This is a genomic window from Treponema medium, assembly GCF_017161265.1.
Classification (GTDB): Bacteria; Spirochaetota; Spirochaetia; order Treponematales; family Treponemataceae; genus Treponema; species Treponema medium.
The window spans coordinates 1,668,621-1,684,617 of the sequence record NZ_CP031393.1 but is presented as its reverse complement, the minus strand read 5'-3'; the positions used below and the strand labels follow the sequence as shown (position 1 = coordinate 1,684,617).

The window sequence follows — 15,997 nt, the reverse complement described above, 5'->3', positions numbered from 1 at the left end:
AGTATAAGTCGCTCTGTTTTTTTGTCAAGCAAACTGTTTTCTATTCTGTACTATCAATCTGCTTCAATCTTATCCGCTTCCGACAGAATACTTGCTACTTCTTGCAATAATTTCTTTACACCTTCTACTCGCTTTCTAAACTCTGCATTATCATTTCCTTGGATAAGCAGCCAATTTAAAAGCGGTGCATATACGCTATTTTTATTACCATCAATAAAACCGTTCAGTAAAGCAATCAATATTTTGAATGCATTCTGAGAAGAAGTAATAATTTGCTTAGCTTCGGTTTCGATATTTTTCATTAATGCTTCAAGACTATTCTTACTCTTTAAACTTGCTACAGTTTTCTCTTTTAATTGGATAAAGGCTGCTCCGATTTCCCCCTCAGGAGATAATCGTGTTTCAAAAGTGCTAATACAACTTTGCTGCTTTTCCAATGCAGTAAAGGCATTCGTATATTCTGCAAGATTCTCACGACGATAAAAATTTCCCTCCATCAACAACGTTTTTAACACCGGTTGCACAAAAGATGGATATAATCTTGAAAAAAAAGACGAAAGGAAGCTAAATGAAAATTCACGCTTAAATCGAAGCACAAGCCATGAATCTTCCCATGGACGGTACATCAAAGGTTCAAGCCGATCAGTTTTCAACAAATCCAGCATCTGACGGCTTAATTGAGCGCGTCTTTGCTCTGAAGCCCACAACTGCCACCGTTCACTAAATCGTTTTTTCCATGCTACTTTAAAGAGTTGAAACCAATCTTCACCGCCTTCAAGACGTTGCGGTTCCCAATGTATCGATTTTAACGTATAACGGGCTAAGTCCAAAATTGGAATTTTCACAGAAAATTCTTTAATTGCTTCCAAAGCATGAGAAGCCTGTGAGATAAAGTCAACCGATTCTTCATCCATATTAACCGTTTTATCATTCAACTTATCTTGTTTTGATAACAAAAACAAAGCTTGAAGTACAACATCAGGGATTGGTTTTGTTGTACTGAGTACCGATGCAAGCATACTAATCTCTGCAGAAAGCAGATAAACGGAACAGGAGGGGTCAGCTGCCGGATTTACGGTAAAACGTAAAACAGCTTTATCAATCGGCAATTCACAAAAATATCGCATCCATTCAATTGCATTAGCCGCCTGGTACATTCCAGCCTTATAATCCGTCGTCATCAGAGAAAATGATTCATCAATTTTCTTCAAAAGTTCAGCTCGGAGATTGGCGTTTGCCTGAGAACTTGGAACACAACTAAAAGGATCCGTGTTATACATTAATTTTAAATACACATCCGGAGCAACGAAAGAACTTACCAATAAGTAAAAATTTCCTTTGTCAGTATCATAAGCCGATAAAAGAGACGTAAAAAACAATTGCGTTTTTCGTAATTCTCGCAACAATTCATAAAAATCTTTTGTAAAGACATTTCCTTTTATATTGATGTATTGCTTATACTCATAATGCAAATCCTTTCCAAGACGCCGAATCAATTCCTCTTCATATACCGTTTCAATGGGTAATGATTTAAAAAAAGATTTGAGACGCAGCCATAAACGAATAAAAAAAGGTTCATCATTTATCCGAATACTTTTCTGTAATTCAGTATTACTCAGCAACGGCTCTTTTTTAGAATCCGTCTGTATATCTTCAGACATCTTCATATTCTCAGCAATACGCGCGAGCATTGTCTGCGCTTCTTCCGTGGAAAGAGAATCAACTAACTTATCAAATGTAGAAACTTGAGGATTCATAAGGAAAATTATATACAAAACAGATAAAAAAAACTATAGGCTAATTCTAAAATTTTTTAGGGTTAAGCAAAACAACGACAGCTACCGTAAGGATGTCCGAAAAGCAGGTTACTTTTTAAACATCCCTACGAGTTTAAAATTAAACTTTAATACAATAGCTTTGAAATAAACTTTAGGGCAAACTGATACGAAGGTATAACTTCGGCAACCAAATAAGGCTGCCTCGTTAACCGCGAGTTTGCCCTACGGCAAACGTCGAGATTGACATGTGCGCGTTCCGCGCACGAATGCACCACCTTCCAAAGTTGACACTTTGTTCAGATGCTGCATTTTAAGGAACCTTTGGACGATTTTTATATAACCGGCGATGCAGGATAAATAAAAAGCCCGGCAGCTACCTACTTTCCCACTCTAGATGAGCAGTATCATCGGCGTAATGAGAGCTTGACTTCCGTGTTCGGGATGGGAACGGGTATGACCTCTCCACTATGGCAACCGGGCAATAAAAGACGAAACAAAAAAGAAACGAAATTTATTAAATAAAGGGAAGCGCTTAATTGTTGTAAGCGACAGGAAAGAAAGAGCAAGGGGAAAAAGTAAAGAAGAGAAGATAATATGGTCAAGCCTCACGACTTATTAGTATTGCTCGGCTATAACACATTACTGTGCTTAGACCTGCAACCTATCAACCTTGTAGTGTGCAAGGAGTCTTTAGCGGGGTTAAACCCCGAGGGATATGTAATCTTGAGGCGGGCTTCCCGCTTAGATGCCTTCAGCGGTTATCCCTTCCGAACGATAGCTACCCAGCACTTACCCTTGGCAGGATAACTGGTACACCAGAGGTTCGTCCACTTCGGTCCTCTCGTACTAAAAGCAGCTCCTCTCACATATCCAACGCCCATAGCAGATAGGGACCGAACTGTCTCGCGACGTTCTGAACCCAGCTCACGTACCGCTTTAATTGGCGAACAGCCAAACCCTTGGGACCTACTTCAGCCCCAGGATGCGATGAGCCGACATCGAGGTGCCAAACTTTCCCGTCGATGTGAACTCTTGGGGAAAATCAGCCTGTTATCCCCGGAGTACCTTTTATCCGTTAAGTGACGGCGCTTCCACTCGCGACCGCCAGATCACTAAGACCTACTTTCGTATCTGCTTGAGCTGTCACTCTTGCAGTTAAGCCTCCTTGTGCCTTTACACTCACTGCGTCGATTTCCAACCGACGTGAGGAGACCTTCGCGCACCTCCGTTACATTTTAGGAGGCGACCGCCCCAGTCAAACCGCCTGCCTACCACTGTTCCCATTCCGGCTTCACGGAACAGGTTAGAAACCTAATTCATCAAGGGTGGTATTTCACCTTTCAACTCCACTCACCCTAACGAGCAAGCTTCATAGTTTCCCACCTATTCTACACATGATAAACCAAGTCCCAATAGTAAGTTACGGTGAAGGTTCACGGGGTCTTTCCGTCTAACTATGGGTAACCGGCTTCTTTACCGGTATATAAATTTCACCGAGCCTCGCGTTGAGACAGTGCCCAGATACGTTACACCATTCGTGCGGGTCGGAACTTACCCGACAAGGAATTTCGCTACCTTAGGACCGTTATAGTTACGGCCGCCGTTTACCGGGGCTTCAATTGACAGCTTCGCATTACTGCTCACCGCTCCTCTTAACCTTCCGGCACCGGGCAGGTGTCACCACCTATACGTCTCATTACTGATTCGCAGATGGCTGTGTTTTTGATAAACAGTCGCCTGGGCCTGCTTTATGCTACCTCCACTCATTACTAAACAGAGGTCACACTTCTCCCTAAGTTACGTGTGCTTTTTGCCGAGTTCCTTAACGCGAGTTCTCTCGAGCGCCTTAGATTTCTCATCCTACCTACCTGTGTCGGTTTACGGTACGGTCTTTTATAACCTTAACCTTAGACAGTATTTCCCGGCACCATGACTACTCCCGCTTCGCTTCTCTCATCGATCCACTCGCTGTCGCTTCTCACCTTGGATAGCGGATTTGCCTACTATCCTTCATAACGGCTTGAATACTTCGACCGGAACAACCGTTCTCCGGCCGGGGTTCGCCTCATGCGTCCTGCCATCGAAATTATAAAAGGTATCGGAATATGAACCGATTTCCCATCGACTACGGCTTTCGCCCTCGCCTTAGGGGCCGACTAACCCTGGGCAGATGACCTTTACCCAGGAAACCTGAGGTTTTCGGCGGAAAGGAATCTCACCTTTCTTTTCGTGTACTTATACCTGCATTCTCTCTTCCATCCCCTCCAGTGCCCCTGACAGGTACACCTTCATCAGTCCATGGAATGCTCCCCTACCGCCTTACACTTAAATCGTGTAAGACCCGTAGCTTCGGTATACTGCTTAGCCCCGTTACATTATCTGCGCATGTATACTCGACCAGTGAGCTATTACGCACTCTTTTAAGGAATGGCTGCTTCTAAGCCAACCTCCTGGCTGTCTTTGTATCCACACTTCATTTCACACTCAAGCAGTATTTCGGGACCTTAGCTGACGGTCTGGGCTGTTTCCCTTTTGACTACGAACCTTGTCGCACGCAGTCTCACTCCTATACGTTGATTACCGGCATTCAGAGTTTGATTGGGTTTGGTAGGCGGTGAAGCCCCCTAGTCCATCCAGTGCTTTACCTCCGGTAATTTTGTATAAGGCTGTCCCTAAAGGCATTTCGGGGAGAACCAGCTATTTCCAGGTTTGTTTAGCCTTTCACTCCTAGTCACAAGTCATCCAAACCTTTTTTAACAGATTGTAGTTCGGTCCTCCACAGCGTTTTACCGCTGCTTCAACCTGCTCATGACTAGATCACTCTGGCTTCGGGTCTACGACATGCAACTTTACTTTCGCCCATTTCAGACTCGGTTTCCCTCCGGCTCCGGAACTCCTATTCCTTAACCTCGCTGCATACCGTAACTCGCAGGCTCATTCTACAAAAGGCACGCTACCACCCATAAAAGGGCTGTAACATCTTGTCGGTTTATGGTTTCAGGTTCTATTTCACTCCCCTCACCGGGGTTCTTTTCATCTTTCCCTCACGGTACTTGTCCGCTATCGGTAGCCAACTCGTATTTAGCCTTGGATCGTGGTCGACCCGGATTCCGACAGGATTTCTCGTGTCCCGCCGTACTCAGGTACTGCACCGGCAAGATGACTGTATTTCGTATACGGGGATTTCACCCTCTCTGTCAGGCTTTCCCAAAACCTTTCTACTATACATTCATTTTATCACTTGCTGTACGTAAGCCCGTGCAGCCCTACAACCCCCGTTTAACGGGTTTGGGCTCTTCCAATTTCGCTCGCCACTACTTTCGGAATCTCTTTTGATGTCTTTTCCTTGAGTTACTTAGATGGTTCAGTTCACTCAGTATCGCTTTACCTCTCTATTTTATTCAAGAGCGTAATGATAGAATCACTTCTACCGGGTTACCCCATTCGGCTATCTCCGGATCACAGGATATGTGCTCCTCCCCGAAGCTTTTCGCAGCTTATCACGGCCTTCTTCGCCGGTTGGCTCCAAGACATCCACCATAAACCTATTCTTCGCTTGACCATATTATGTTCTCTTCTTAAAACAATTACCTATTCGGCAACCGTTAAGAATTCTTCTTTTCACCTTATTTTTCTACTCTCCAGTTAATTACTTCTCCAATAAAGTAATCTACCTTCAAGCATTCTTTCTTTCCCTTCCCTAGCTTTTCAAAGATCTCTTCGTAAAATCATTTTTAATGATATTACTATCAGCTGTTTGCTCAGCTGTAAAATGGGCCTGATTAGAGTTGAACTAATGACCCCTTCCTTATCAGAGAAGTGCTCTAACCAACTGAGCTACAGGCCCGTATAAAAAAGAGAGGGAAAGAAGAGGAGATAAGCGGAAGCTTTGTGTACAACAAACAAAGCATTTAGTATTTACCTTTCTCTGAGAAAGGAGGTGATCCAGCCGCACCTTCCGGTACGGCTACCTTGTTACGACTTCACCCTCCTTACCAAGCGTACCTTCGGCACCGTCCTCCTTTGCAGGTTAGACAAGCGACTTCGGGTACCCCCAACTCGGATGGTGTGACGGGCGGTGTGTACAAGGCCCGGGAACGTATTCACCGCGCCGTGCTGATGCGCGATTACTAGCGATTCCAACTTCATGAAGTCGAGTTTCAGACTTCAATCCGAACTACGATTGCTTTTTTGCGGTTTGCTCCACCTTACGGTCTCGCTTCGCTTTGTAGCAACCATTGTAGCACGTGTGTAGCCCTGGACATAAGGGCCATGATGACTTGACGTCATCCCCACCTTCCTCCGATTTGTCATCGGCAGTTCCGCCAGAGTCCTCAAGCTTTACCTGTTAGTAACTGGCAGTAGGGGTTGCGCTCGTTGCGGGACTTAACCCAACACCTCACGGCACGAGCTGACGACAGCCATGCAGCACCTGTCTAGCAGGGTATTGCTACCCGGCCTTATCTCTAAGACCTTCTACTAGATGTCAAACCCAGGTAAGGTTCCTCGCGTACCATCGAATTAAACCACATGCTCCACCGCTTGTGCGGGCCCCCGTCAATTCCTTTGAGTTTCACCCTTGCGGGCATACTCCCCAGGCGGTACACTTATCGCGTTTGCTTTGGCACTGAAGCTCTTGCCCCAACACCTAGTGTACATCGTTTACGGTGTGGACTACCAGGGTATCTAATCCTGTTCGATCCCCACACTTTCGCATCTCAGCGTCAATTATCGGCCAGAAACCCGCCTTCGCCACCGGTGTTCTTCCAAATATCTACAGATTCCACCCCTACACTTGGAATTCCAGTTTCCCTTCCGTAATTCAAGTTACACAGTACCCAATGCTATTCTAGGGTTAAGCCCCAGGATTTCACATCAGGCTTACATAACCGCCTACATGCCCTTTACGCCCAATAATTCCGAACAACGCTCGCCCCTTACGTGTTACCGCGGCTGCTGGCACGTAATTAGCCGGGGCTTATTCGTCGATTACCGTCATCAGATGAGCATTCCCTCTCACCCTTATTCTTCATCAACAAAAGGATTTTACAACTTTTCAGCCTTCTTCATCCACGCGGCGTCGCTCCGTCAGACTTCCGTCCATTGCGGAATATTCTTAGCTGCTGCCTCCCGTAGGAGTTTGGGCCGTATCTCAGTCCCAATGTGTCCGATCACCCTCTCAGGCCGGATACCCATCGTCGCCTTGGTGGGCCTTTACCTCACCAACTAGCTAATGGGACGCAAGCTCATCCTCAAGCGAAGCCGTAGCTTCCTTTCCTCAATACCCCTTATGAAGCACTGAGTGTATTCGGTATTACCTGCTATTTCTAGCAGCTATCCCCATCTTAAGGGTAGATTACCCACGTGTTCCTCACCAGTCCGCCACTCTAGGAGAGAAGCAAGCTCCTCTCTTGCCGTTCGACTTGCATGCTTAAGACGCGCCGCCAGCGTTCGTTCTGAGCCAGGATCAAACTCTCCATTATTTTATTTCAAACACCCCGAAGGGTGTCTGATATCAATAATTTTGAAAGCAAGTCCCGTTTCTTATTTTTAGGAACGTTGACCTTCGAGAAAAAAACAACAATGCAAAGCAATTATTCATCACTCTACACCCTCTTTCTCTCAATTCTTTGTTCTACGCTTATTTTCCTTACCAAAGATTTTTTGCTCTTTGGCTTTTCTTCTTTCCCTTCCCTTTAATTTCAAAGACCAGTTTGCTCAACACCCTGCTTCAGGGCGTCGCAGCGAAAAAGAATGTATCACAAAACCGTTCGTTTTGTCAAGCACCTTTTTCTTTTTTTTGTTTATTTTTTTTCGCTCACTGTAATAAGCGTTATAAACACATAAAAGTATTGTTTTAGCCTCACTGCTCCGAAAGTCCATCTGCATCAAAAAAAAGAAACCTGACAGACTTCACTGATGTGAGAAGTTTATACAACTGTACACTATCTAATAAATAATAGAAGAAAGTGGTAAAACCAAACACTTTTACGCTTGTCGCTCGCTATTACTGCATAGCAGGTAATAAATGCAACGGAAAGGATATTACTACATATTGCCCTTTTCTGTCAATACCCTTATATGTTTTTTTGTTTAATCCCAATACTCTCTCAAAATAATCAAATGAGAATTTATCCACTATTCACATCATTGTATCTTGTTATATTGTGTATCCGATTTTAGAAGGAGTCTCTTATGATTAAAGCATTGATTTTGGATTACGGCAATGTGATTTCTTTAACTGACACGAAAGCTATCGATGAAACAATGGCTACCGAAACCGGTATTCCGGTGGAAGCTTTTGGAAATCTCTACAGTACACAACGAAGCGATTTTGATCGAGGCATCATCAATGGTGAGGAAATGTACAAACGCTTACTGCAAAATAACGGCTATGAAGAAGCTGCTAAAGACGCCGGATTATTGAAAAAGATGGTAGATATTGATCTAGCCGCTTGGAGAACTTTAAATAAAGATGTCTGCGATTGGGCTTTAAATATTCAAAAACAAGGCTTCAAGCTGGGTATTCTTTCCAATATGCCGTATCAATTTTTAGATCGATATGAAAAAGAAATTCCACCCTTTGTGGCTGCCGATTATGCATGCTTTTCATGCCGATTGCATCTGATAAAACCCGAACCTGAAATTTACCTCAATTGTCTTGAAGGTTTAGGTATCAGTGCAGATGAAGCTGTTTTTTTTGATGACCTTGAACGGAATATCGAAGCAGCTCAAAAACTTGGATTTCACGCTTTTGTATGGACGGGATTGGCGCAAGCGCAAAAAGATTGGCTTTCTTGTCTGTAAACGACGAAAGATATGGCTCTTATCCCGAAGAAAAACGAAACAAAACACTTGAACTGAAACAGTATTTTGAAAAAAAGTCCGGACTCGACATTGATCACCTCAATATACTACTGCCCTAGAGGATTCTGCGGGGCTGTTAAAAAGAACATCTGATGCATACGCTTCTCTTTTGCACTAAATTTTGAACAAAATTTAGTGCATTATTTTGTAGAAGAAGAGGGGACGCATCAGATAAGTAAATTACATTCCGTAAAATAAATAGGCTGTGAGACCATTTGAGACGCAAAGCGACGAAATTCTGGTTGAACAGCCTATTTATTTTACGGGCAATATTCAAAAGGAATCTGATGCATACCCTCTGCGCAGATACTCATTGTTGCATTTTTTTATATAACAGAGTATATTTTTATCGGATATAAAACTCTTGGTAGGTGTTGTCATTTTGGAAGATGCGGGGTCGGCTGAACCGAGATACAAGCACCGCCCTAATATAACGGAGGAATACAATGGTTAAAACGGTAAGAGATGTAGATCTTCACGGCAAGCGTGTTATCATGCGGGTTGATTTTAATGTTCCGATGAAGGACGGGGTTGTGCAGGACGATACGCGAATCGTTGCAGCATTACCGACTATCAAATATATTTTAGAGCAAAAGCCGCGTTCGTTGGTGTTGATGAGCCACCTCGGCGATCCTGCCAAAGATTCAAAGAAAGCTGAGGAAAAAGCGGCTAAGGACGGCAAGCCGTTTGATAAAGAGGCCTACATCGCCGGTAAGCATAAGATGAAGCCGGTAGCGGCATATTTGGGAAAACTGTTAGGTATGCCCGTTCGGCTTGCCGATTCCTGCAAGGGGCAAAAGGCGGTAGTCGATGCACTTCCCGAAGGCGGTATCTTGATGCTGGAGAATACGCGCTTCCATCCCGAAGAAACCTCGAAGGACACTGCAGAACAGGAAGCGCTTGCGAAAGAGCTTGCCTCTTACGGCGACGTATACGTCAATGATGCGTTCGGCACCGCTCACCGTGCTCATGCTTCCACAGCGACCATCGCGAAATTTATGAAGGTAAAAGTTGCCGGTTTTTTAATGGAGAAAGAAGTTAAATATATTGAACCGATGGTAAAAAATCCGCCCAAACCGATGGTCGCCATCATCGGCGGCGCAAAAGTTTCTTCAAAAATTGCCGTACTGGACAGCCTTTTGAAAAATGCCGCTGCGCTGATTATCGGCGGCGGTATGGCGTATACCTTCCTTAAAGCGCAAGGCCATTCAATCGGGAAGTCCTTAGTCGAAGATGATTTTATCGACACGGCAAAGAAACTTTTGACCGATGCAAAGGCAAAGGGCGTTAAAATAATCCTGCCGGTGGATCATATTTGTGCCGCCTCTTTCGCCGCCGATGCAAAACCGGAAAGCATAGACGGCTGCGACATCCCCGATTCGCTTATGGGAATGGATGTCGGGCCTAAAACCATCGAATTATACAAGGCGGAAATCTTAAACGCAAAGTCCATCGTATGGAACGGGCCGGTCGGCGTGTTTGAATTTGAAGCTTTCTCCCACGGAACGGAAGCGGTTGCCCACCTTGTGGCCGAAGCGACCGGAAAAGGCGCAGTAACGGTAGTCGGCGGCGGGGATTCCGTTGCGGCTGTCAACAAGTTCCATCTTGCCGATAAGATGAGCCATGTATCTACCGGCGGCGGCGCCTCACTCGAATTCTTGGAAGGGAAAACATTGCCGGGCATCGCCTGTCTCGATGCATAAACGAAGGTATCATGAAAGAATTTACCTGTGTTTCCTGTCCTATGGGCTGTAGGCTCCGGGCAATCGAAAAAGACGGCGCCTGCACAATAGAAGGATATAGCTGTAAACGAGGACTTGAGTACGGCTTGCAGGAAATGAAAGATCCTCGAAGGAACATCAGCTCGACGGTGCGCATTGAAAACGGCTTTTTATCGGCACTTCCCGTTAAAACAGCGGCACCTATTCCGAAAGGTATGATTTTTCAGGTGATGAAAGAGATCAACAAAATCAGGGTAACGGCGCCGGTGAAGACAGGAGCAGTCATTATTCCCGATGTGCTTCATACGGGCATCGACATTGTCGCAACCCGCGATATGCCATGCCGCGCTGAGTAGTTTATGATGCGGCGCCGGTTTTAACGTGCCGCTCAATCACGAACCTATAACAAAACGGCCGGTAATTCTTGCTGAACTACCGACCGTTGCCATTTATACATACTAGACCTGTTCAGAAACGGAAGTTTCCGAACAGGTTTACTTTCGGTCGAACATCTCTAAGGCATCTGAAAAAAAATCAGGTATAGCTTTTAGAGATGCTTCATCACGATATCTTTCCGTTAAAATTCCGCGCTTGTTGCAACGGTGTCGGTCTTGAGTTTTAAGAAAGCTGTAAATTCATCGACGGACATCGTTTTTTGCGCTCCTTTCAAAAGCCGGACGGTAACACTGTTGTTCTGCTTTTCTTTTTCGCCGACAACAAGCTGATACGGAATTTTTTGTTCCTGATACTTCCGTATCTTTGCATTCATACGGTCGGTATCAATATCAGCCTTTACGCGAAAGCCGGCTTTTGAAAGAGAGGCGGCAATACTCTCGGCATATTCGTTGAATACGGGAGCGACGGGAATAACCATTGCCTGCACCGGAGAGAGCCACGGGGGCAGCGCACCGCCGAATTGTTCAATCAAAATACCGATAAACCGTTCCAGCGAACCGAGCGCCGCGCGGTGCAGCATAACGGGCTGATGCTTTTGGTTATCCTCTCCGATATACTCGGCATTCAACCGTTCCTTAGAAGGCAACTGATAGTCCGCCTGTATGGTACCGCATTGCCATTCTCGGCCAAGCGCATCGACAAGCGTAAACTCCAGCTTCGGCCCGTAAAAAGCTCCTTCTCCGGGGGCAATCTCGTACTCAAGACCGGCGGCTTTACACGCTTCCGCAAGCGCATTCTCTGCCCTATCCCACGTTGCATCATCGCCGACCCGTTTTTCAGGCCGCGTAGAAAACTTGACGAGTATGGCTTTATCGTCAAAGCCGAAATCCCGATAGAGCGATTTAAGCAAGTTACAGAACTTGCACACTTCGGAGGAAATTTGTTCTTCCGTACAGAAAATATGCGCATCGTCTTGCACAAAACCACGCACCCGCATAATACCGTGCAAGGAGCCGGAAGGCTCATTCCGCGTACAGGAGCCGAACTCCGCAATACGCAGCGGCAAATCGCGGTAGCTCTTTATTCCCTGTTTAAAAATTTCAACGTGTCCGGGACAGTTCATCGGTTTAAGCGCAAACACCCGTTTTTCACTTTCGGTGATAAACATATTTTCCTTGTATTTTTCCCAGTGCCCCGACCGAAGCCAGAGACTCTGCGGCATAACAAAGGGGGTATTTACCTCAACATAGCCGTCTTCTTTAATCTTCTGGCGTACATGCTGCTGCACGGTTAAATAGAGTGTCCAGCCGTTCGGGTGCCAGAATACTTCGCCGGGATTGTCTTCTTCGATATGGAATAAGTCGAGTTCCCGTCCTATTTTGCGGTGATCGTTTTTTTCCGCTTCCGCCTGCATAGTCAGATATGTTTTAAGATCATTGGGCGTTTCCCATGCCGTACCATAGATACGGGTCAGCATCGGGCGTTTTTCATCGCCGCGCCAATAGGCGCCCGCAATTTTTTGCAGCTTAAAACTTTGCGCGTTAATTTCTTTTGAATTGGCAACATGCGGCCCTCTGCATAAATCGACAAAATTACCCGACCGGTAAATCGAGATTTCCGCATCTTGAGGTAAATCATTGATAAGCTCGCATTTGTACGGTTGATCCTTAAAAAGCTCAAGCGCTTCTTGCCGACCGATAACTTCTTTTACAAAGTTTTGCGGAGTTGATAGAAGACGGCGCATTTCTTTTTCGATGCGAGCAAGATCATCCTGCGTGATCGATGTCGGAAGGTCAAAATCATAATAAAACCCGTGTTCAACAGCAGGTCCAATAGCGACCTTTGTGCCGGGGAATAAATTCATAACAGCTTCTGCCATTATGTGTGCAATACTGTGCCGTAGTAACGGTAATTTTTCTGATTTCGGTAATGAATAGTTCATACGACCTCCCTTTATCTCTTCTATTATATAAATATAAATAAAAGCATACCGCCGAATTTTTAGACTGTCAAGACGGCGTACAACTGTAAAACCGTCAGGGTAAACACGAGGCAAAAAATCTTGCGCAAAAATCTGTTATCCGATAATCTTACGGTATGAACACTCAAAATAGACTCTCTTTTTCTTCGGATTACATGGAAGGGGCTCATCCTGCGATTATCCAGCGCCTTGTACAAACAAATATGGAACAGACGGCAGGATACGGAACCGACGAATATTGTGAACGGGCACGTGCCCTTATCAGAAAAGCGTGCCAATGCCCTGAGGCGGCGGTGCATTTTCTTGTCGGCGGTACGCAGACAAACGCAACGGTTATCGATGCACTCCTTAACCGGTATGAGGGTGTTATCGCAGCTGAAACCGGTCATGTCGCTGTACACGAAGCGGGCGCAATAGAGTTCGGCGGGCATAAAGTGCTTTCTATTGCCTGCGACAAAGGTAAAATCACGGCCGCTTCGGTTAAGCGGTATCTACAGGATTTTTATGCGGACGGAAACTATGAACACATGGTATATCCGGGGATGGTATATATCTCGCAGCCGACGGAATACGGAACGCTCTACAGCAAGCAGGAGATGACCGCAATCAGTGCAGTGTGCCGCGAGTATCATATTCCGCTGTATGTTGACGGAGCGCGGCTTGCGTATGCGCTTGCCTGCAAAGAAAACGATGTAACGCTTGCAGACTTTGCAACGCTCTGTGATGCCTTTTACATCGGCGGCACGAAATGCGGCGCACTCTTCGGCGAAGCGGTTGTTATTCCCGATCCGAAACGTAGCCCACATTTTTTTACTATTATGAAACAGCACGGTGCGTTGCTCGCAAAAGGAAGACTGCTCGGCATTCAGTTTGAAACACTTTTTACCGATGACCTGTATCTTCATATCGGGGAAAATGCGATCCGAGCCGCCGATACCATTCGCTCATTCCTTGCCTCACACGGGTATGAACAATATTTTACGGCGCCGACAAATCAGATTTTCATCGTCCTTGAAAATACACGCTATGCAGAACTTTCAAAAAAAATCGCATTCGGGTTTTGGGAAAAGAAAGATGATTCGCACACCGTTGTCCGCATCGCAACCGACTGGGCAACCACGCCTGAGAACGTAGAAAAGCTCTTACAAGCACTTGCATAAACGACAGAACGTTCAAAGGAAAATACTATGGGAAAGGCCATTGCATTCAGAGTAAGCCAAAGCGATTATTTCAAATTTAGCATCGTCAATCAACAACCCCGACGCAAGCATCGGGGCACAGTGCACAACGTTTCGCACTGTGTGTTCTATAAGGTGGTTGCAGTCGGGTTTAATACCCTTTGTTACGACGCAGAGCGTTGCCGAGGACGGCAGGTATTAAACCCTCCGCACGAATAAAAGGCGGAGTCCGGGCATTTGCCGCGGTCTGTATCGCACTGTTGTACGGCTGGGTATTTATCGCGTTGGGAATAATCGCAATGATCATCATACTGCGTTTGCGGAAACGGCGGCGGAAGGCAGGGTAAACGCATCAGGCCGGTTTTCATATCCGCCACGGATGGCGGGGGTACTAATCAGCAACAAGTTTTTCGTTAGAAAAACTTGACATGAACATTGTACAAGGAAGTACAATGTTCGTGTTACCCGCAGAAAAATTGGGACTGAGGGATAGACTTTCCGTAAGCCTTTTGAAATAGACGGTGTAGGTACGAGGCGTGAGTACAAATTAACCGCAGGCGTATCTTTGATACGTTGAGGATTAATTTGTGCGCAGCAACAAAGTAGATACACCGTATATTTGCAAAAGGAAATTTTCCGCGATTTATATCTACTCAGCCTGATACGTTTACCCATTTACTGGGAAAATGTGCGAAATTTTATTTCCTTAAAATGCAACAGTTGAACAAAATATGAATTTTGGAAACTGTTGCATTCGTGCGCGAAAAGCGCACACATCAATACGCAAGTTTTCGAAAGAAAACTTGACGGTTAAGGTGAGCGGCATCATTGTAGACGCTCACCTTATACCTATGAAATTTCGCACAGAAGGAAGGCAACCGCTAAAAATATTTTTAATGCGGTTGCCCTGCATCGGAAGGATAAGGCTGAGAAAGCACAATAGAAAATTTTATGTGAATAGGTATAATGACAGACAAAGAGATACTGAAAGAATTAAGCGTAATCACAAAAGACAAGGTGCATTGGAACACAGCGATTGATGATGTCGCAGCAAAACTCGGCGAACAGTATTCAGCGGATGTAAAAGCAAAAGCGTTGTGGCTTCTCGGTGAAATGGGATTACAGTATCCGTTATCGGTGCAGCCGTATATTGAACAAATTGCGGACTATTTAAAAGACGGTAATCCGAAACTGCGGGAGCGCTCGGTAAACGCATTGGGGCGAATAGGCAGGGCAAACAAGGATTTGATTCTCCCTTATTTTGACACAATGATGAATATGCGCTCCGACACAGCAGAAGCGGTACGGCTTGCGTTTGTATGGGCTTGTGAAAATATTGCAACAGGCGCGCCGGAACTTTTTTGCGACACATTGGATTTGTTCTATGAGTTGATATCGGATAAGGGAGAGCGCGTACGAATTGAGGCGCCTGAAATGTTTCGGGTAATGGGAAAACGGCTGCCGCATTCTGTAGAACCGTACTTGGAAAAACTGGAATGGTTTGCACAACATGATCCGCATCCTGTTGTCCGTATTCACAGCGGCGGTGCAATTCGCATAACGAAAAAAGCATTGGAGGAAAGTAAATATGCCACAGATGAGTAAAGGCGGAAAATATATCTTCGGTTGGGCATTGATACGCGAAAACGGGCAGGTCATCTTTCCGCTACCGGCAGTGGAAGAATATAAATTACACCAAGAGCAATATATTTACATCGTTTCCGGCAGTAAGCAGACGGGCGGATTTTGTGTGATGAGCGAGCCCCTGCTTTCCCGCTCAACACTCAATCACATCTTAAAAGGAAACCCTCGTTTGGCGGATAGGACACTCAAAGAGGGTGAGTTGATTTCATATAAGGGAAGAAAATACGGCTGGCTTACCTTGAAAGATAATGGAGTTCACCTTTCAGAATCTTTAATGCAGATGTTGGATATAGAGACGGGAGATAAACTATTGGCAATTCGAAGCAGTAATATTGCTTTTACTATGGGTGCAAAAGGTTCATTGGTACAAAAAGCGAATGAATATACTGGAGAAATAGAAGTCTTCTGAAAATATGGTAAGAAGCTACTGAG

8 protein-coding genes, 1 tRNA gene and 3 rRNA genes are annotated in these 15,997 nt (G+C 45.2%); 6 read left to right on the top strand and 6 right to left on the bottom strand.

Annotated features, from left to right (window positions below):
• Nucleotides 1-53 precede the first annotated feature (53 nt).
• The 5 genes from DWB79_RS07415 to DWB79_RS07395 form a co-directional block, all read right to left on the bottom strand.
• Entirely contained in the window at nt 54-1,757 is a 1,704-nt protein-coding gene (locus tag DWB79_RS07415) for a DUF5312 domain-containing protein (protein ID WP_016523415.1), read from the bottom strand.
• A gap of 385 nt (nt 1,758-2,142) precedes the next feature.
• Nucleotides 2,143-2,257: ribosomal RNA gene (gene rrf / locus DWB79_RS07410) — 5S ribosomal RNA — on the bottom strand.
• A gap of 115 nt (nt 2,258-2,372) precedes the next feature.
• A 23S ribosomal RNA gene (locus tag DWB79_RS07405) occupies nt 2,373-5,340 on the bottom strand.
• A gap of 211 nt (nt 5,341-5,551) precedes the next feature.
• Nucleotides 5,552-5,625 (bottom strand) — tRNA-Ile (locus DWB79_RS07400).
• Between the two features lie 86 nt (nt 5,626-5,711).
• Nucleotides 5,712-7,261 (bottom strand): 16S ribosomal RNA (locus DWB79_RS07395).
• The 16S, 23S and 5S rRNA genes sit together here with 1 tRNA gene alongside, the layout of an rRNA operon.
• Nucleotides 7,262-7,973: 712 nt before the next feature.
• On the opposite strand from DWB79_RS07395, the gene DWB79_RS07390 reads away from it, so the two are divergent.
• The 3 genes from DWB79_RS07390 to DWB79_RS07380 all read left to right on the top strand — a co-directional run bounded on the left by DWB79_RS07390 (nt 7,974) and on the right by DWB79_RS07380 (nt 10,722).
• The gene (locus tag DWB79_RS07390) at nt 7,974-8,585 is read left to right on the top strand and encodes an HAD family hydrolase (RefSeq protein ID WP_016523414.1); all 612 of its coding nucleotides are present in this window, start codon (nt 7,974-7,976) and stop codon (nt 8,583-8,585) included.
• A gap of 506 nt (nt 8,586-9,091) precedes the next feature.
• Nucleotides 9,092-10,348: a phosphoglycerate kinase gene (locus DWB79_RS07385; RefSeq protein ID WP_016523412.1), complete on the top strand. Its 1,257-nt coding sequence runs from the start codon at nt 9,092-9,094 to the stop codon at nt 10,346-10,348.
• Nucleotides 10,349-10,359: 11 nt separating this feature from the next.
• The gene (locus DWB79_RS07380) at nt 10,360-10,722 is read left to right on the top strand and encodes a DUF1667 domain-containing protein (protein WP_040859135.1); all 363 of its coding nucleotides are present in this window, start codon (nt 10,360-10,362) and stop codon (nt 10,720-10,722) included.
• 221 nt (nt 10,723-10,943) lie between these two features.
• On the opposite strand, the gene thrS is transcribed toward DWB79_RS07380, so the two are convergent.
• On the bottom strand, nt 10,944-12,704 hold the full coding sequence (gene thrS / locus DWB79_RS07375; RefSeq protein ID WP_016523410.1) for a threonine--tRNA ligase: 1,761 nt from the start codon (nt 12,702-12,704) through the stop codon (nt 10,944-10,946).
• Nucleotides 12,705-12,859: 155 nt separating this feature from the next.
• On the opposite strand from thrS, the gene DWB79_RS07370 reads away from it, so the two are divergent.
• The 3 genes from DWB79_RS07370 (at nt 12,860) to DWB79_RS07360 (ending at nt 15,974) form a co-directional block, all read left to right on the top strand.
• On the top strand, nt 12,860-13,903 hold the full coding sequence (locus DWB79_RS07370; RefSeq protein WP_016523409.1) for a threonine aldolase family protein: 1,044 nt from the start codon (nt 12,860-12,862) through the stop codon (nt 13,901-13,903).
• A gap of 984 nt (nt 13,904-14,887) precedes the next feature.
• The gene (locus DWB79_RS07365) at nt 14,888-15,526 is read left to right on the top strand and encodes a sister chromatid cohesion protein PDS5 (RefSeq protein ID WP_016523407.1); all 639 of its coding nucleotides are present in this window, start codon (nt 14,888-14,890) and stop codon (nt 15,524-15,526) included.
• Complete coding sequence (locus DWB79_RS07360; RefSeq protein ID WP_016523406.1) at nt 15,510-15,974, top strand: hypothetical protein; 465 nt, start codon at nt 15,510-15,512, stop codon at nt 15,972-15,974. Before DWB79_RS07365 ends, DWB79_RS07360 begins: the two co-directional genes overlap by 17 nt.
• Nucleotides 15,975-15,997 lie beyond the last annotated feature (23 nt).